Source organism: Micromonospora sp. NPDC050980, assembly GCF_040653835.1.
Classification (GTDB): domain Bacteria; phylum Actinomycetota; class Actinomycetes; order Mycobacteriales; family Micromonosporaceae; genus Micromonospora.
In genome coordinates this window covers 16871-34315 of the sequence record NZ_JBFAGS010000027.1, presented here as the reverse complement: position 1 = coordinate 34315, position 17445 = coordinate 16871, and the positions used below count along the sequence as shown (strand labels likewise).

Annotated in this window: 14 protein-coding genes; 4 read left to right on the top strand and 10 right to left on the bottom strand. The window is 72.8% G+C overall.

Annotation, left to right across the window (positions count from 1 at the left end; all coding sequences use genetic code 11):
• Positions 1-228: 228 nt before the first annotated feature.
• Complete coding sequence (locus AB0H28_RS26830; protein ID WP_358045764.1) at positions 229-966, top strand: hypothetical protein; 738 nt, start codon at positions 229-231, stop codon at positions 964-966.
• Between the two features lie 165 nt (positions 967-1131).
• Here the strand turns inward: AB0H28_RS26830 and AB0H28_RS26825 are convergent, their stop codons facing one another.
• The 3 genes from AB0H28_RS26825 to AB0H28_RS26815 all read right to left on the bottom strand — a co-directional run bounded on the left by AB0H28_RS26825 (position 1132) and on the right by AB0H28_RS26815 (position 3066).
• Positions 1132-1629: a hypothetical protein gene (locus AB0H28_RS26825; RefSeq protein ID WP_358045761.1), complete on the bottom strand. Its 498-nt coding sequence runs from the start codon at positions 1627-1629 to the stop codon at positions 1132-1134.
• Positions 1630-1707: 78 nt separating this feature from the next.
• Positions 1708-2553, bottom strand: coding sequence for a hypothetical protein (locus AB0H28_RS26820; RefSeq protein ID WP_358045758.1), 846 nt, complete (start codon positions 2551-2553; stop codon positions 1708-1710).
• 75 nt (positions 2554-2628) lie between these two features.
• Positions 2629-3066, bottom strand: a complete 438-nt coding sequence (locus AB0H28_RS26815; RefSeq protein ID WP_358045755.1) for a hypothetical protein — start codon at positions 3064-3066, stop codon at positions 2629-2631.
• A 156-nt stretch (positions 3067-3222) separates the two neighbouring features.
• Here AB0H28_RS26815 and AB0H28_RS26810 point away from each other — a divergent pair, with 156 nt between their 5' ends.
• From AB0H28_RS26810 to AB0H28_RS26800, 3 genes are all read left to right on the top strand, one after another.
• Entirely contained in the window at positions 3223-3495 is a 273-nt protein-coding gene (locus tag AB0H28_RS26810; protein WP_358045752.1) for a recombinase family protein, read from the top strand.
• 465 nt (positions 3496-3960) lie between these two features.
• Complete coding sequence (locus AB0H28_RS26805; RefSeq protein WP_358045749.1) at positions 3961-4137, top strand: hypothetical protein; 177 nt, start codon at positions 3961-3963, stop codon at positions 4135-4137.
• Positions 4134-11636, top strand: coding sequence for a helicase (locus AB0H28_RS26800; protein ID WP_358045746.1), 7503 nt, complete (start codon positions 4134-4136; stop codon positions 11634-11636). Before AB0H28_RS26805 ends, AB0H28_RS26800 begins: the two co-directional genes overlap by 4 nt.
• Positions 11637-11843: 207 nt before the next feature.
• Here AB0H28_RS26800 and AB0H28_RS26795 read toward each other — a convergent pair whose 3' ends face one another.
• The 7 genes from AB0H28_RS26795 to AB0H28_RS26765 all read right to left on the bottom strand — a co-directional run bounded on the left by AB0H28_RS26795 (position 11844) and on the right by AB0H28_RS26765 (position 17109).
• Entirely contained in the window at positions 11844-12893 is a 1050-nt protein-coding gene (locus tag AB0H28_RS26795; protein ID WP_358045743.1) for a hypothetical protein, read from the bottom strand.
• Positions 12890-13087 (bottom strand): hypothetical protein, encoded by a 198-nt coding sequence (locus AB0H28_RS26790; protein ID WP_358045740.1) that lies wholly within the window; start codon positions 13085-13087, stop codon positions 12890-12892. Before AB0H28_RS26790 ends, AB0H28_RS26795 begins: the two co-directional genes overlap by 4 nt.
• A gap of 333 nt (positions 13088-13420) precedes the next feature.
• Positions 13421-13804, bottom strand: a complete 384-nt coding sequence (locus AB0H28_RS26785) for a hypothetical protein (protein ID WP_358045737.1) — start codon at positions 13802-13804, stop codon at positions 13421-13423.
• On the bottom strand, positions 13801-13986 hold the full coding sequence (locus AB0H28_RS26780) for a hypothetical protein (protein WP_355068801.1): 186 nt from the start codon (positions 13984-13986) through the stop codon (positions 13801-13803). The genes AB0H28_RS26785 and AB0H28_RS26780 overlap by 4 nt, the downstream gene beginning before the upstream one ends.
• A 105-nt stretch (positions 13987-14091) precedes the next feature.
• Complete coding sequence (locus AB0H28_RS26775) at positions 14092-15147, bottom strand: hypothetical protein (RefSeq protein WP_358045734.1); 1056 nt, start codon at positions 15145-15147, stop codon at positions 14092-14094.
• Positions 15148-15160: 13 nt separating this feature from the next.
• Positions 15161-16666: a relaxase gene (locus AB0H28_RS26770; protein WP_358045731.1), complete on the bottom strand. Its 1506-nt coding sequence runs from the start codon at positions 16664-16666 to the stop codon at positions 15161-15163.
• Positions 16666-17109, bottom strand: a complete 444-nt coding sequence (locus AB0H28_RS26765) for a hypothetical protein (RefSeq protein WP_358045728.1) — start codon at positions 17107-17109, stop codon at positions 16666-16668. Before AB0H28_RS26765 ends, AB0H28_RS26770 begins: the two co-directional genes overlap by 1 nt.
• Between the last annotated feature and the right edge of the window lie 336 nt (positions 17110-17445).

Below are 17445 nucleotides of genomic sequence, written 5' to 3'. Positions count from 1 at the left end.
CTCCACGCCTGGCATGGTACGCACCCACACCACACGAATTCACGTTTCGTGCGCCGCAAACGTCCTGGTAGACGTCCACCACGGCCGGCAGAGTGGCACCGCGCGGCCACGGGGGCGGTGGTTGGGTCCGGCGCGGGGTTTGGCCGCTCCCGCGTCGGACTCAACACTGGATCATGACCTGTTCGACGGCGCGTGCACCCGGCGCCTCGCCGGCGAGACAGGAGCACCATGGACACCCTGATCATGTACAACACGACTGTGGGCGTGATGGCCGGCCTGGCGTTGATGCTGGTGCCCCGATTCTGGGCGGTGGCCAGCGGCACCAAGGCCCCGCTGCTGTTCATGGACCGCACGGCGTTCAGCCGCACCGGCTGGGTCGCCGCGTTCGCCGGCCTGGCCCTGGTCCTCTACCCCCTGGCGCTGGCCGGCACCCTGCTGCACCCCCTGCACTCGGAAAAGAGCTGGATCGACACGCTGTTCTTCGAGCCATCACTGATCCTGGGCGCTGCCGTGATCGCCGCCGGCTGGTGGCTCGCCCGCCACGTCCGGCACGACGACCAGGTCGACATCCAACAGCTACGAGCCGGACTGGTGCCGACCACCTGGATCATCTTCTGGATCGGCGTCGTCCTGGTCTTCTGCGCGGCGGCGATCGTGCGGTTCGACGCCGTAGGAGGAGCACCGGAGGCCGAGCCGATCACCGGCCGGATCGGGCACCTGCCGGCCATCGAGAACCTCGGATTCGGACTCGGCCTGTACGGACTGGCCGCGCTCGGATGCCTGGTGTTCGGTACCGCGCTGCGTGGCCGATCCCGGCTGGCGTGGCACATTCTCTACTGGTCCTGGAGCATCTCCGGTGCCGGGTTTGCCCTGTTCAGTGCACTGAACTTCTACACGCACACGGGCCTGCTCATCAACTTTCACCACCTGCAGACTGATCCGGGATTCGACATCTTTCGCTGGTAGCAGGGGACGGGCACCGGATGGTGCCCACCCCCTGGTTGTTCGCCGGCCGACCCGGACGCCTTGCCGGCCACGACCGACGAGGCGGCCGACGTGATCGCGGCACGAGACGGCGGCCGAACCGAGATCGCGGCGTGCCCTCCGGTCCGAGATCCTGATGACTGCTGGTCAGCCCTCGATGCCGGCGGTGGCGAACAGGTCGAGCTGCTCACCAGGGTCAGCCGGCCGGCACGCTACCCAAACGGCCTCTCCAGCCCGGGAGCAGGTGTCGACGACGTCGGTCCAGCCGGCACCCCGAAATCCGCCAGGATGGTCGCGCCAGGCGATGACGGCCTGTTCGCAGTAACGGATCAGTTCGGCGGTGACCCGGCCGCTGTCCAGCACGGCGCATAGGTCGACCCAGGTCAGCCGTAGCGGCGAGTGTAGGTTTCCATCGGTGATCTCGATCCGGGGCTTGGCGAGCCGGAGCATCCGGCCGGCGGGCAGCGTCTGCCCGGCGTACTCCGGGGCGATCCGTGAGGCGTCTCGGGTACGCCAGTAGGTCACGGGGTTGATGGCGTGACCGCAGGCTGTGATCCCGACGGCCCAGGCCAGCAGTGGGCGATGGGTGGCCGGAGTGGCGGTGGCGAGGATGGCGCGGGCGTCGGCCCGATGGCTAGTGGTCATGGGTCTCCCTTGGCGGGTGGCTGGTAGGGCCGGCGCCCTCTGCGCCCGGCCCACGGCGAACCGGGCGCAGAGGGCGGGTCAGCGGAGGTCCTGATCGAGGTCGAACACTTCGGGTAGCCGAGTCCAGCCGGTGGGGGTCCAGATTTGCCAGTGCTGGCCAGGGCTGGTGGGGCGATCGCGGTGCAGGGCGCGAGCGACGGCGCGGTGCCAGGCAGGGTCGGTGGTTAGCGGCGCGGTGACGCTGGCGTAGGTGATCGGGTATGGCGCCCCGACCGGCTGGTCGTCGCCGTCGAGGGTGTGCTGCATGAGCCGGACCGGGGCTCGAAAGGCAGTCACCCGCTCGGCGACGTCCGCCGCGGTGATGTGCTCGCGGACCAGCTCGGCCAGCACGTCGGCGACGGTGGCGGCCTCGCCGGTGAACAGCCGGGCCGTGGCGGCGTAATCGTCGAGGTCCCTTCCCCAGAAGTGGAGGTTCACCGGGCGGTAGGTGGCCGTTCGGTGCGGGCGGTGCGGGTGCGTGGTGATCCACCCGAGGAAGCGGTCGCCGAGGTACAGCCGGTGCTGTTCCGCGCGGTCGGGTCCGGACTGGGTGGGGCCGTCGACTCGGAGCTGGGTATGCGGCACGGTCAGGCCGGTGTGCGGCAGGGTCACCGGCTCGCTGGTTGCCGCGATCACCCTGGCGTTGATCCAGGCCACACGGATCGAGTTGGCCTTCGTGCAGGTACGACAGTCGATCGGCTCGGCGATGGCAGCGCCGGCCACGACGGTGTCGCCTCGGGTGCCGGCGCCGCACGAGCTGGAGACGTAACGGGGCTCGCCGGCCGGGCCCTTGATGCTGCTCAGGTTGCCGAGGTGGACAGCGCGGCCCCGGCCGATGCGGACCGGCGCGAGCTGGGCGGGGCGGGTCTGGGTGGTGCTGGTCATGGTCTCGATCCCTTCGATGTGCTGAGTCGGGCTGTGGAAGCCGGGCCGGCCACGGTGGGCCGGCCCGGCTGGGTCTCAGCAGTCGTTGGGGGTGGGGGTGTTGTCGTCATACTGGTCCGCCGCGCCATACAGCGAGGTCGCGATCTCGTAGGGGTGGGCGAAGAGGCCGTGCCGGTAGACCACCTGGTTGTGGATCGGCTGGGCCCGCGGTCCCCACTGGCCGACGAGGAAGTCGGCCAGCGCCTGCCGGGACTCGTCGGCGAGGGCCTGCGCCTGGTCGCGGCCGACCAGGTCGACGGCGGCGGCGAAGATCGCGCCGGCGATGTCGTAGCCGACCCCGGCCGGGTGGTCGAGCACTCGGCGGTTGGCGGCCCGCAAAATGACCGCCGGCCCGAACTCCCCGGTCTCGAACGGGCACAGCGGGTCGCACGGGTTGGCGAAGTGCGTGCCGCAGCCGACGCACTCGTTGTCGTGGTCGATCTCCCGGGTCGGGATCGTCGTACGCTGGGTCATGGAACTCCCTTTCGCAGAGGGCGGTTCTTCCTGGCCCGGCTGGGTGTTGCTGCACCCGGCCGGGCCGTTCCTTACTCCTCGATCGTACAGGAAAAGGTATAGAAAAAGCTGCTGGCGGGGGCTTTTTCTGTACCTTTTTGCCGTACGCTGAGGGGCATGAGCAGCGAATCGGAGATGCGCAGGCCCGAGGTGTCGGCGGGGATGGCGGCGGCTCGGGACCGGGGTGTGCGGTTGGGTCGCCCGCCGGCGCCGTTGCCGCCCTCGGCCGCCCGGGCGGCGCAGCTGCGGGGTGAGGGCCTGTCACTGGCCGCGATCGCCACGGCGTTGAACGCGGAGCAGGTCCCGACCCCGTCGGGGAAGGGGCAGTGGGCCAAGACCAGCGTCAAGTACGTGCTCGACCGGTACGACGCGGCGCAGGGGTCGGCGTAGGTCCTGGGTCAGGGGTTGCGGGCTTGCCCGCGCGCGGTGCCGGGGGTGGGGTGGGATCTCCTCGTGTCGGCCGATCTCCGATCGACCGGGCCGGCTCTGGGGTGGCCAGGCTCGGCGAAGCCGACCGCGAAGCGGCTTGGCCTGGTCGCCCCAGAGCCGGTCTGGTAGCCCTCTGGGCGGCCGGCGCGGGGAGGTCCCACCTCTGGGCGACCACTCACCCACCTGGCACCTGTGGTCCCCTCCCGGATCTCCGAGAGAGGCCCCGCCGGAGGCGTCGATACTGGAAAGCACGACCACGACGGTCGGGAGCCGGTCGGCGTCTGCTGGCCCAGCTTGCTGCCCTGAGTGTGATTCCGCGGCATCAACCCCTCGGGCGAGCGCCGGCGGTAGCGGCCCGGATCTATCTCGACGTAGCGTGCCGGGGCTGACTACCGTGGGCGGGGAGTCGATCACTACGGGGGCACGATGACCGACGAAGCTGCGCAGCCTGCACCGCGAACTGTGGACAGCACGATCGCGGGCTTGCAGGACCAGATCGACCAGCTCACGTCCACGCTGGAGCACCATCAACGGCTGTTCGAGCGGTTGCGCGCGCAAGGGCTGTTGGCTTCGGGTGAGCCCGACGACGAGCGGGCTTCATGACGATGCCTGACCGCAGCGACGACCAGGTCGCGGCTGAGGTTGCCGAGCGCGTCGACGCGGCCCGCGACCGGGCCGCGGCCTTGGCGCTGCGCGCGGCATCCCTGGACGCCCAGGTCGCACCCCGGCCTCCGACGCGGTCCCGGGTGACCACCGCCGAGCAGGACCGGCTACTTGCCGCGCAGGACCTGGCGGCCCGCTTCTACCGGGCGCAGCTCGACGGGCCGGGCGGCGCGGGGCCGCGTCGGTGGCTGGCTGGGCAGGGCGTGCCGGTCGACGGCCGGTGGATGCTCGGGTACGCGCCGGGCCGCCCGACGGCGCTGGTCAACGAGCTGCGCCGGGCCGGCTTCACCGACACCGAGATTCTGGCCTCCGGGCTGGCCTCGACCGGCCGGGGCGGACTGCTGGTTGACCGCTTCCAGGACCGGGTTGTGGTCGGCGTGCGCGATCCCCAGACGAACGCCGTGGTCAGCTTCGTCGGGTACGCCCCGCCGGGCGCCGATGAGTCGGTGCCTGCGGTTTTGCACGGCCCTGCCACGGCGATCCACCGGCCGGCCGACGCGCTGGTCGGGCTTGCCGAGCAGCCGGAGCGGACCGGCCGGCCGGTGGTGGTGGCCGCCACGGCGCTGGAGGCGATCGCGCGGTCCGCGACGGCCGGCGAGGACGCCCCGGTGGTGGTCGCACCGTGCGGGCCGACGCTGACACCCGCCCAGGTCGCGATGCTCACCGAGCAGACCGACGTGGCCGCGGGCGTGACCGTGGCCATCGGCGCCGGCGAGGCCGGCCGGCGCGCGGCCGAGCGCGCCTACCACCTGCTCGCCCCTGCCGTGCAGGCTCACCCCACGACGCCGGGAGCGCTGCGGGCGGTCGGCCCCCGGCCGCAGGACCGTGCTCGGCCGCTGCTGGAGGCCGTGGTCACCGCCCGGGTCGAGTGGGCGGCCCGCACCTACCAGACGTCCGCGGGCCGCGCCGGCGTCGCCCGCTCGGCGCGGTCGCTGCTGCGATACCAGGTCGGCGCGAGCGGGGTGGACATCGCCGCCCTGGAGGCGTACGTCGCCCGGCACCTGGATCCGGAGCCTGACCCCGGGGTGCAGCCGGCCACGCCCGTGGTCGACGTGCCGGCCCCCGCTCCGGCCGTCCTGGACGGCGCGGCCACGGCGCACGCGCCGCCGGTGGTCGACGCGGGCGAGCAGGCGACCGCCGACCCGCCCGCCGACGGTGACCAGGACGGCCCGGCCGACGCGGAGGAGACGGATGAACCACTACGGGGCGCAGGCCCAGAAGCACTGGCGGACGTACCTGCCCCAGCGGTACGCGACCATCGAGGACCCGAGCAGCTTCTTCTCGACTTTGGGGGAGCAGGCGGCGGAGCAGATCGAGCAGCGGACGCGGGAGCTGGCCGGTCCGGATCAGCCGGGCGAGGGGTATCTCGGCAAGCTCGGCCGGCTGAACGCGGCGAAGCAGATGGCGGAGGAGGAGATCCTCCCCGAGCTGATCCTGATGGACCCGAACGCCGAGCAGCCAGCGGACGAGACGCCGACCGGGTCGGCGACGCCGGCGGCGGGCCCGACGTGGACACCGCTGGTGGAGGACCCGAACGACCCGTGGTGGCAGCGGGTCGCGGAGGAGGAGGACGACGAGGACGAGCCGCAGACCCCGGCCCGGTAGCCGTACCGGCCGACGAGGCCAGCGATACCGCTGCGGACCAGAGCGCCGGGGCGGACGCCGACGGCGGCGCCGGTGATGCCGCGGAATCGTTCCGACCCGGCGGGCAGCAGGACCTGGCGCCCGCCGGCGAGATGGCCAAGCTCCGTGCGAACCTGGCCGCCCTGCGGACCCTGCGGGAGGTGCAAGCCGCTGGCCGCCCGGCCACGAGGCAGGAGCAGGCCGTGCTCGCGCGGTGGGCGAGCTGGGGCGCGGTGCCGGGGGTGTTCGAGTCCCGCACCAACCACCCCGACTACGCCCGGTTCGCCCAGCAGCGCGCCGAGCTGCGGGAGCTGCTGTCGCCGCAGGAGTACGCCGCGGCGGAGCTGACCACCCTCAACGCCCACTACACCGACGCGGCGTACGTGCGCGCGATCTGGGACGCGGTGCGGGAGCTGGGCTTCGACGGCGGGGCGGTCCTTGAACCGGGCTGCGGGTCGGGCAACTTCATCGGCCTGGCCCCGCCGCAGGCGCGGATGGTCGGCGTGGAGCTGGACCCGGTGACGGCCGGCATCGCCGCCGCGCTGTACCCGCACGCGGAGATCCGGACCGAGAGCTTCGCCGACACCCGGGCCCCGTCCGGCGCGTTCGACCTGGCCGTGGGCAACGTGCCGTACGCCGACGTGCGGCTGACCGACCGGCGGCACAACCCCGGCCGGCACAGCATCCACAACCACTTCATCATCAAGTCGCTGCACCTGACCCGGCCCGGCGGCCTGGTCGCGGTGCTCACCTCCCGCTACACCCTGGACTCGGCGAACCCCGCCGCCCGGCGGGAGATGGCGGCGCTGGCCGACCTGGTCGCCGCGGTGCGCCTGCCGTCGGGAGCGCACCAGGCCACCGCCGGCACCCAGGCCATCACCGACCTGCTGATCCTGCGCCGGCGCGAGCCGGACCGCGAGCCCGGGCCGATCGCCTGGGAGCAGACCCGGCCCCTGGACCTGGACACCGCCGGCGAGCAGGCCGACCAGGTCAACGAATACTTCGCCGACCGGCCGGAGCGGGTGCTCGGCGAGATGACGCTCGGGCGGGGCATGAACCGCGACGGCGAGTTGATCGTCCGCGCGGGCGACAACACCGGTGAGGCCCTCGCCCGGGTGCTGCGCGACGTCGTCGACGAGGCCCGCCGGGAGGGCCTGACCATGACGCCGCGCGTCGACGGCGACCGGCCGGCCGAGCCGCTGGCGGTGCTCGCGCCCACCGACCGCGCCGAGGGCCACCTCGAAGCCCAGGACGACGGGACCTTCACCACCGTCGCCGACGGCCAGGTGGTGCCGCACGAGGTGCCCGCCAGCCAGGCCGACGAGCTGCGGGCGCTGCTCGGGCTGCGCGACACCGTGACCGCGCTGCTGACGGCGGAGGCCGCCACCGTCGACGACGGCGACGAGCACGGCGGCCCGCCCGCGCCGGGGTCACCGGCGGCACTGCGCGCCGAGCTGAACGACCGATACGACGCCTACCTGGCCGCCCACGGTCCGCTCAACCGCTACACCCTGCGCCGCACCGGCCGGACCGACCCGGAGACGGGCGAGCCGAAGATGGCCCGGATCAACCCGCCGATGGGCCGCTTCCGGCAGACCGACCCGCACGCCGCCACCGTGTTCGCCCTGGAGCACTTCGACGACACCACCCAGACCGCGACGAAGGCCGACATCTTCGCCCGCCGGGTGATCCTGCCCCGGGCGCCGCAGCTCGGCGCGGACACCCCGGCCGACGCCCTGGCCATCTGCGTCGACACCCACGGCGACGTGCGGCTGCCCGAGGTCGCCCGGCTGCTCGGGGTCAGCGAGCCGGAGGCCCGCGCCGCGCTCGGCGACCTGGTCTACGACGACCCGTCCACGGGCCGGCTCGTGGAGGCCCCGGAGTACCTGTCGGGCAACGTGCGCGTGAAGCTGCGCGCCGCCCAGGCCGCCGCCGAGACGGACCCGCGCTTCGAGACCAACGTGCGCGCCCTGCAACGGGTGATCCCCCGCGACCTCGGGCCGGGGGAGATCGACGCGGCGTTCGGCGCCCCGTTCCTGCCCGCCCCCCTCATCCAGCAGTTCCTCCAGGAGACGCTGCGCGACCCGGGCCTGCGGGTGGAGCACGTCGGCGGGTCCGACTGGCGGGTCCGCGGCTCCCGCGCCGGTGTCCTGGCCCGCTCGACCTGGGGCACCCCCGGGATGGCCGCGCCGGACCTCGCGCAGCGGCTGCTGACCAAGACCCCGATCCGGGTGTTCGTGGAGGTGGAGGAGGGCAAACGCGCCCTCGACGTGGAGGCCACCGCCGCCGCGCAGGCCAAGGCGATCGAGCTGGAGGAACGCTTCGGCGCGTGGGTGTGGGAGGACCCGGACCGCGCCGAGCAGGTCGCCACGACCTACAACGAGATGTTCAACGCCACCGTGCCGCGCAGCTACGTCGGGGTGACCCGGTCGCTGCCCGGCATCGCGGTCGGCTTCACACCCCGCCCGCACCAGGTGGAGGCGGTCGCCCGCATCGTCGCCGAGCCGGCCGTCGGGCTGTTCCACGCCGTCGGCGCGGGCAAGACCGCGGTGATGGCCATCTCCGCGATGGAGCAGCGCCGCCTCGGCCTGGTCAACAAGCCGGCCATCGTGGTGCCCAACCACATGCTGGAGCAGTTCACCCGCGAGTTCCTGCAGATCTACCCCCGGGCCCGGCTGCTGGCCGCCGGCCGCGACGACATGAGCACCGACCGGCGCCGCCGGTTCGTCGCCCGCTGCGCCACCGGCGACTGGGACGCGATCATCATGGCGGCCTCGTTCTTCGAGCGGCTGTCACTGTCCCCGGACGAGCAGAGCCGCTTCCTCGACGAGGAGCTGGCGGAGCTGCGCGACAAGATCGTCCGCGCCGGTGAGCAGGCCATCGCCAACGGTGAGGACGCCAAGCGCTCCAGCAGCGTCAAGCGCCTGCAGAAGGCGCTGCTGCGCAAGGAGGAGCGGGTCAAGGAGAAGCTCGACAAGGCCCGCGACCCGGGCGTCACGTTCGAGCAGACCGGCATCGACTACGTCTACCGCGACGAGCTGCACGAGCTGAAGAACGACACCATCACCAGCTCCATCCCCGACGCCGGCAACGACGGCTCCGACCGCGCGGTCGACTTCCGGATGAAGCTGTCCTACCTGCGCCGCCAGCGCGGCCAGCGGGTGGTGTGCGGGGCCACCGCCACCCCGATCGCCAACAGCGTCCGGGAGCTGTACGTGGTGACCCGCCAGCTCCGCCCCGACCTCCTACAGGCCACCGGAACCACCGACTTCGACACCTGGGCGGCCACCTTCGCCAAGGTCGTCACCGCCATCGAGGTGTCCCCGACCGGGCAGGGCTTCCAGATGCGCGCCCGGCTGGCCAAGTACGCCAACGTGCCCGAGCTGTCGCTGATGATGCGCACCTACGGCGACGTCCGCACCCCCGAGGACCTGGCCCTGCCCACCCCGCAGTTGACGCAGCGCGACGACGGCGAACGCGCCCCGCACATCGTCACCCTCGACCCGGCCCCGGAGCTGGAGGAGTTCATCTCCGGCCTGGACGAGCGCGTCGAGCGGATCCGCAACCGGCAGGTCGAGCCCAGCGAAGACAACATGCTCAAGGTCTCCGGCGAGGCCCGCGCCGCCTCCCTGGACCTGCGGCTCATCGGCGAACAGCAGACCGCACCCGGCAAGATCGACGCCGCGGCGGAGCGGATCGCGGCGATCTGGCGCGACACCCGCGACACCGTCTACCTGGTCAACCCCGACGCGGCCGACCCCGTCCCGCACCCCACCCCGGGCGCGCTGCAGATCGTCTTCTGCGACCAGTCCACCCCGAACCCCGAGCGCTGGAACGCCTACGACGCCCTGGCCGACCTGCTCGTCGAGCGGGGGATGCCCCGGGAGAAGATCCGCTACATCCACGAGGCCGACACCGACGCCAAGAAGGCGAGCCTGTTCAACGCCTGCCGCTCCGGCGACGTCGCCGTGCTCGTCGGCTCGACCGCCAAGATGGGCGTCGGCACCAACGTCCAGGCCCGCGCGATCGCCCTGCACCACCTCGACTGCCCGTGGCGCCCGGCCGACGTCACGCAGCGCGAGGGACGCATCCTGCGCCAGGGCAACCAGAACCCCGAGGTCAGCATCTACCGCTACGTCGTCGCCGGCAGCTTCGACGCCTTCTCCTGGCAGACCGTGGCCCGCAAGGGCACCTTCATCGACCAGATCATGCGCGGCACCTCCGCGCGCGAGATCGAGGACGTCAGCGACGAGACCCTCCAGGCGCACCAGATCAAGGCCATCGCCACCGGCAACCCGCTGCTGATGGACCGCGAGCAGGTCGCCCAGGACCTCACCCGCCTCGAACGCGCCGACCGGACCCACCACAACACCCAGGCAGCGCTGCGCCGCCAGGTCGGCGAGCTGAAGGCGTGGATCACCAAGGACACCCGCCGCGTTGAGGTGCTCGACGACGTCATCGCCCGCCGCCAGGACACCCGCGGCGAGAAGTTCGCCATGACCGTCGCCGGGCACCGGTTCACCAAACGCGCCGAGGCCGGCCGCGCCCTGCAACATGCCCTGACCGCCACCGCGCAGGGCGTCGCCTCCACCGACCGGCGCGAAGCCGCCGGCGTCGCCCAGCTCGGCGGCTTCGGCGTCGACGCCGTGTTCTGGTCCGGCCGCGACGGCCTGCTCGTCGCCCTGCGATTCGACGGAATACCCGACTCCTCCACCACCATCGGCCTCACCTCCGCCGTGGAAGGCGACCCCACCGGTCTCGTCCGCCGCCTGGAGAACCAGCTCACTGACCTAGACGCCACCCGGGCCACCGTGCAGGCCCGCATCGCCGGCCAGCACGAAGAGATCGCCCGGGCCACCGAGCAGCTCGACCAGCCGTTCCCCCGCCGCGACGAGCTGCTCGACACCCGCCGCCGGCTCCGCGCGATCAACGCGGTCATCGACCTGATGGCCGACACCACCCCACCACCCTCGGGCACCCCGCCCGCCGTACCCGTCACGGTCGGCGACTGGATGCCGCCGGACCTGCGCGAGAGCCTGACCCCCGACGAACAGACGTGGCTGGACCGGCGCGTGCAGCACGTCGCCGGCGGCGGCGCCGTCCAGGACGCGGCCCGTACCAGCGACCTGGCCGCCTTCTCCGCCTCGTTCGACAAGGCGCTCACCCACGCCCTCGCCGACCCCGGTAACACGGAGATGGCCGTCGCGGTGATGCTCAAGTGCGACGACCCGGCCTGGCGCCAGGCCCTCTACAGCGCCGCCGGGCAGGCCGTGCACCAGGCGGTCCGCGACGCGCCCCCGCCAGCCTCGGCCGCTGGCCCGTCGACGCAGCGCGACAGCCAAGCGGGCCAGTCCGAGGTGATCAGCCCGCTGGCGCCGGCCGCCATCGTCGCGGCCACCACGCCGGCGGATCGGGCGCTGCTCGACGCCTGCACTCAGCGGGCCCTGCGCGTCGACGCCGTCCAGGCCGCCGCGCGCGCCGGCGACCAGGCCACCTTCAGCGCGACGTTCGCCGCCGCGATGACCACCGCCATCACCCAGCTCGATGACCCCGCCGACGTGGTCCGCCTCGCCGACCTCCACGGCGATCAGGCGTTCCGCCAGGGCTTGACCAACCTGGTCTGGCACAAGCTCACCCCCCGGCCAGCAGAGCCGCCGCAGAGTGGCATCGGCGCCCGGCCCGTCCACGCGGCTGCGGTGGCCGCCACGGCGTTCGTACCTGCTACCGGCGCCGGGGCGGCAGCGCCCGTCTCACCCGCCCCCGCCACTCCCCTCCGGGTCGCCCACCACGACCACGCCCATGTGCCCGAGCGGTGACCTGTATCGACGCCGGGCCGCGGCCATCCCTCTCCTGAGTGCCATGGTCGCCATCCGTGTCCGGTCAGAGTGACGTCCCGGCGTGCTCGCGTCGGCGCAGCGGCGGTGCCGGGTCGTCATTCGGTGGTTGCTGCCCGACCTGCCGGCGGCTCTCCCGGAGTGTACTGATGGCCCCCGACGAGCCGCCCTTACCGCGGTAGGAGGTGTTCAGGTGAACCACTGCCTCCACTCGTCCTCGGGTGTGGGATTGTTCAGGACCCGGTCGATGGTGGGCACGGCCGGCTGCTCCAGCACGTCGTCCATGAAGGTGAAGCGCGTCGGCATCACCTCGTGCTTCTTCCAGCGGCTGCCGTAGTCTGTGATCATGCCGGTCAGCGGGTCGCGCTCTGTATCGAGGCGGCGATCCACCAGGCCGAAGCGATGCAGCGCACGGGCGCTGCGCCAGGTGTTGTCCGCGAACCCGAACTGACGGCGGTGCTCCTGCACCACGAACACGCCGTTGCCGGTGTTGTGCGCGATCGGGAAGGCTGCGCGTCGTGCCGAGAGGGCGAGGAACATGGCGATCTCGGTGTTGGTCAGCGCGAACACCCACAGGCTGGTGAAGAAGTGACGCGAGACGTACAAGCCTTCCGACGGCACCGTGTATTTGGGCCGGCTGACCGGGGTACTGGCCTCGGATAGCAGCGTGATCCGGTTGAGGTCCCGCCTGCCCGGGCGGCTCTTGTCTGGGCCGATGTCCACCAGGTGCTGCTCGTCGAGCCTCCGCAGCGCTTTCTTGATTTGCCGCCCCCGCAGTGCACCGGCTTCCCGGTAGTCGGAGCTGGTGTCGGAGAGCACCACCTTCTGCCAGCTCTTGATCGGCGCGTTCGCCTCCACGTCCTCGAACGTGCGGTCGATGCGGGCCCGCTCCCCGGGACCGTACCGACACTGGGCGTCGAAGAGCATCAGCAACTCCAGCCGAAGCGCCAGCCCCTTGGTCGGGACCAGGCGGCCCAGGGCCGGCTCGTGATCGGCGCCGGGCTTCTGCCGCACGAAGTCCGGCCGAATCAAGATCCTCTCAGGGCGACGCCCCGGGGTCCTGCCGTCGCGATTGCCGCCGTACTTCCAGAGGTGCTCCAGGTTCTGCCGGACCTCCTCGTGCAGCGGGGTGCTTCCCTCGGGCCCGTCGCAGGCGCTGAGCAGCGCGTTGTTGATGGTCACCCGGGGCGGCCGGGTCGCCCTGGGGCGACCCGGCGGCACCGGCGAGACGGCGCTCACCGCCCACCTCGCAGTGCACCGACGAACCGGGTGAGCTGGGTGAGGACGTCGATGCAGTGGCGGCGAGTCCGCGGGTGGCGGGCGGCCAGTGCCAGGACCGCCACCAGGACGGCGCCAAGCGATACCACCGCGGTGGGGAGGGCGATCAGCAGGACGGCAGCCGCCCATCCGTGCTGGTCATCGAGGCCGAGCATGTGTCATTCTCCGATCGGTACGGGCCCCCGCCCGCCGTCCAACTTCCTACGGTCGATGGCGGGCGGGAGGCCCCTCTCCGGCCTGCCAATCAGCAGCGCCAGGTGCAAGAGTGACGGCTCCCGCGCGGGTTGTCTCGTAGCCGATCTTGAATGCCGTGTGCCCGCTGACCACGCCATAAGTTCGAGGAACGTCATTGACCTTGTGGTGTGGTCAGCGGGTAGAGGCGAACGGGCACATAGATTTTCCGTGATCACCCAATCGCTACCTCGTGGACCAGCGCAGAGCGAAGCGCCCGCACCCTGGGCAGGTGCGGACGCTTCGTTGTCTCCGGGTCAGAACACGATGATCGGGCCACCGCCGGCGAGCCCGGCGTACAGGCCCGGCTGCCCGGTCAGCACGTACCCGCCGCTGTCGACTGCGGCGAGGAGCGCGCTCGCGGCGTCGAGCCGGCCGACGGTGTCGTAGACGACGGCCAGGGCCCGCCAGCTGAGAGGGTCGACGGTGAGCACCTCGACGGCCGGGTGGTTGACCAGCAGATCGAGCCGGTCGGTGTCGACCGCCCCGCGGGACGCTTCCGCGAGGCACATCACCGGCACGCCGACCACGCAGTCCTCGTCGGCGACTTCGGCGATCACCTCGCCCACGTGAATCGACTCGCGGCAGAACGCGAGGACGGCGGAGGCGTCGAGGACGATGCGAACGGGGCGTTCGTTCACGCGGCGCGGGCGGGCAGGCCGAGCTGAGCGCGCAGCTCTGCGTCCAGCTCCGGCGTCCACCGCCGCTTGGCCTCGCTGAGCCGCTCCCGGGCGCGGGCCTTGCCCTCCGGGGTGACGACGATGCCGGCAGCGGCGAGGACGTCCTCGCTGCGCGCGCCGGTGTCGGGGCTGCTGTTGGCCATGCCCGCAGGATACCCCCTGTTCAGGGCGGCAGTCACCAGCAACGTCGCCTGCGGGCTGGTGCTATTGGTGCTGGCGGGGCAGAGGTGGCGGACTCGGCACGTCGTCTACCGGCTCGGAGCCTCGGCGGTCATGCCCGCAGACGGGGACCGCGGTGGTACCGGCGGCGCCTCGGTCGGCCGACCCACCGACGTGGCGTCGGTGACCGCGGCGGCGGTCGAGTGAGGGAATGCCTGGGCCGCGATCTTCACCCCGCTCACCTCGGGAGCACCGGGCTCGGCAGATGTCTGGCCGGCCTGGGGGCGGTCGCCGCGAGCGCTTTCCTTCCTGCCGCCGCCCGTCTCCCGCCATTCACCGTCAAGGGTGACACCGGGGCGGTCCCCGTCGTCACGGACCTTGTCGTCGGCCTGTGCCGCTCCGGAGTCCTGCTCGGTGGCGTAGTCGTCGACCACCCGGAACGCGTACGCAGCGGGGGTGTGGGCCCGGTCGACGAAGCCGGGAACCTGCCGCAGCAGATTGCGCACGTCGTGCCCGGCGCGCTCCAACTGGTCGAGCTTGTAGGCCAGCGCCGGCCACGCCGCCGAGGCGATGACCCGCTCCGCCCGGTCGGCGGACCACACTTCCCGCACGTGCACCGCCATCGCTTCCTGGCGCTCCTGGGCGGTGCGGCGCCGCTCGCCGGCGTCACCATGCCGGGCTCCCGCCGGTGGGGCCTCTGCCGGCCGGTCGACGTCGTCCACGGCGGCGCGATCGAGCTGGTCGGACAGCCATGCTTCGTCTCCCGGCCGGGCGGTCTGCGGGTCGACGTGGACGCCGCGCTCGGCGAGCCGCACCACGATGACCCGTTGGGCGGCCTGGGCGCGCGGGTCGACGGCCGCCCACTCGGCGCTGGCCCGCCAGGCCCGCGCGATGTCCTCGGCCGACGCCTGCCGCCACCACGACGGCCGCGTCGCCGGCCGCCATACGGTTGCGCCGGCCTGCTGGGCCGCCCGTACCTGGGCGCGGATGCGGCGGGCCTGCTCCTCGCTGGCCCGAGCGGCGCGTTGGAGCTGGGCGATGCGGATCTCGATGGCCGCCTGCGCAAGCTGGCCGGCAGCCTGGATCGCGGCGGTTACCGCCGCGGTGGCCCGCTGGTGGATCTCGGCTATCTCGTTCTCGGCCATGAGCTCGTCCTCCTCAAAGCTGCGGATCCCGCTCGACGTTCGGGTCGACGCGGGGCCGGACCGGGCCCGGCACGGTGTGGACCGGCCGCTGCGGCGGCCCTCCCTGGTTCGGCCCGTGCCCTTGGCCGACGAGCTGGGCGCCGGACCGGAGCAGGGGCATCAGGTGCGCGGCGGCAACAGCAGCGGCGCCCGCGGCGTGGGCCTGCTGCTGCGCGGCGCGCAGCTCGGCCAGCGCCACGACCAGGCGGGCCGCCTGAACGACGACAGCAAGCAGGACGGCCGCCTCACCGCCGTCGCGGGCGTGTCCGGCCACCAGCAGCGCGCCCGCCACGCGACCCAACTCCCGAGCCACCGACGACGCCAGCGGCGCCGGCGCGCGCCGCGGTGGCGCCGCCGCCCGAGCCAGAGCATCGGCGGCCCGGCTCATCGGACCCTGCCCTGACGGTTCGGTGGCCGCCGCCACCCGGGCCAGCAGCTCGGCGCTGGCCCGCGCCACCGCTGGCCATTGCGGCGAGTCGGGCGCTACCCCGGCCAGTCGGCCACTGATCGCCTCCAGCGCGGCGGCCGACGATCGCCACACCGCCATCCGGTCCTCGCCACGCAGGTGCGATTCCGTGGAATCCGCTGCCTTCCATTGGCCCACCGGGGGCCGCTCGGCCTCGGGCCACCGGGTGCGGACCTGGGGCAGGCTGAGGTCTCCGTCCAGGCTGCGCCCGGCGTACCAGGTCGGCGTGCCCGCCCCGGTCGGCCGCAGTGCGACGGCGTACCCGACCACCTGGTTCGGGTCCTTCGCCGAAGTGCGCGGGACGACCAGCAGCCCTGCGCCCTTCATCCGTGCGACCCACTCGACTTCGCTGCCGGCCCCGGCCAGGGCGGCACGGACCTGGCGACGCAGCAGTTCCCGGTCCGGCGCTTGGTCGCTGCGCCGGGCCCGGTCGACCTCCGGTCGGTTCAGCTCCGGTCGCTTCGTCGCCCCACTCCGGCCAGGCGTCCACTTGCCGAGTCCGAACTCGTCCTCCAGGAGGTCGGCGACCTGCTGGCTGCGTCGCTTGTCCTGCCGCAGCCACACCGGCGCCCCGTCCTCTGTGGCCAGGGTGACGACGAGGTGCACGTGGTCGTTGCCCTTGGCCGACAGTCCGTGCCGCACCGCGATCCACCGGCACCCGGCCCGCTCCGCGTCGCCGGTGAAGCCCATCTCGGCCACGAACCGGCCCGCGATCCGCGACCAGGTCGCGTCGTCGAGCTGCCCCTCCTGCGCGGGCAGGCTCAGCGAGCACTGCCACACGTACTGCTGCACCCCGCGCTCGCCAGCGGCGATCTGCGGCGCATCCAGCCGCGCCGCCAGCTCCTCCAGCGACCACCCGCCACCCTCACGCTCGCGGCGATCGGGGGCGAGTAGTGCCACGTCGTCGTACCCGGCGACCAGGTGCGGATTGACGTGTTCCTCGGCCTTCCCGGGACCCCACAGGTACTCCAGGAGCCCGCGCACCCGAGCCCCGTACGTGACCTTCGGGATCATCAGCGCCGGCCCGTCTGCGCGGCGGCGATCGCGGTCACCAGCTCGTCGGCGCGCGCCGCCACTCTCGCCAGGTACGCCGCCGCCGCGGCCAGGTCTCCGCCCGGCTCACCGGTGGAATGCAGCCGCGCTACGGCCTGGTTGAGGTTGTGCGCCGCACCCCGAACCTGCCGGTGCACGCCCATCAGTTCGACCAGTAGAGGGCCCGTCTCCGCAGCGTTGTCCGGACCGGCCGGGGCGGGTACGAGCGGCGCCGATCCGACCTCCGCCAGGTACGCCGAGGTGGCCATCCGGGCCGCCGCCGCGTTCGCCTCGACCGCCGTCATCTCCGCCTCGGACAGCCGCACGGTCACCCGGTGCACGCGCGGATCGTCGTCGCTGTGAGCACGTCGCCGGCGCTGGCTTGCACCGAAGCGGACGACCCCGACCTGCGCCGGATCAGCCACGTTGACCACCTTCCCGGCGGACGCCGGCCGCCGTGTATCGGCCGGCCGCAGCGCGGCCCGTCTGACCAAAAGTCAGACTTTTACTCCAACTTGCTCCGACAGCGGAGGCTGGTCGTGTGCCGGCGGCGCGAGCCCGCTTCGGCGAAGAACGCCCCGTGCGGCGCGTGTCAGAAACCCACCCAGTGGTGGGCGAAGACGATAGCCGGACGTCCCCCAGCGTCAAGGGCGCGATGCGTCGCTGCGCGATGGGCCTACGGCCCACCCTTGACCCTGGTCGACGTCTTGGGCTGACGCGAAAGGCGCCCCCACCGGCCGGGGGGAAGGGTGGAAAAGCGG

Excerpts from the sequence above, each read along its gene's own strand:
- AB0H28_RS26790 (WP_358045740.1), bottom strand. The coding sequence starts at position 13,087 with ATGCTCGGCCTCGATGACCAGCACGGATGGGCGGCTGCCGTCCTGCTG.
- AB0H28_RS26775 (WP_358045734.1), bottom strand. The coding sequence starts at position 15,147 with ATGGCCGAGAACGAGATAGCCGAGATCCACCAGCGGGCCACCGCGGCG.
- AB0H28_RS26810 (WP_358045752.1), top strand. The coding sequence starts at position 3,223 with ATGAGCAGCGAATCGGAGATGCGCAGGCCCGAGGTGTCGGCGGGGATG.
- AB0H28_RS26830 (WP_358045764.1), top strand. The coding sequence starts at position 229 with ATGGACACCCTGATCATGTACAACACGACTGTGGGCGTGATGGCCGGC.
- AB0H28_RS26815 (WP_358045755.1), bottom strand. The coding sequence starts at position 3,066 with ATGACCCAGCGTACGACGATCCCGACCCGGGAGATCGACCACGACAAC.
- AB0H28_RS26800 (WP_358045746.1), top strand. The coding sequence starts at position 4,134 with ATGACGATGCCTGACCGCAGCGACGACCAGGTCGCGGCTGAGGTTGCC.
- AB0H28_RS26825 (WP_358045761.1), bottom strand. The coding sequence starts at position 1,629 with ATGACCACTAGCCATCGGGCCGACGCCCGCGCCATCCTCGCCACCGCC.
- AB0H28_RS26820 (WP_358045758.1), bottom strand. The coding sequence starts at position 2,553 with ATGACCAGCACCACCCAGACCCGCCCCGCCCAGCTCGCGCCGGTCCGC.
- AB0H28_RS26770 (WP_358045731.1), bottom strand. The coding sequence starts at position 16,666 with ATGATCCCGAAGGTCACGTACGGGGCTCGGGTGCGCGGGCTCCTGGAG.
- AB0H28_RS26805 (WP_358045749.1), top strand. The coding sequence starts at position 3,961 with ATGACCGACGAAGCTGCGCAGCCTGCACCGCGAACTGTGGACAGCACG.
- AB0H28_RS26780 (WP_355068801.1), bottom strand. The coding sequence starts at position 13,986 with ATGGCCAACAGCAGCCCCGACACCGGCGCGCGCAGCGAGGACGTCCTC.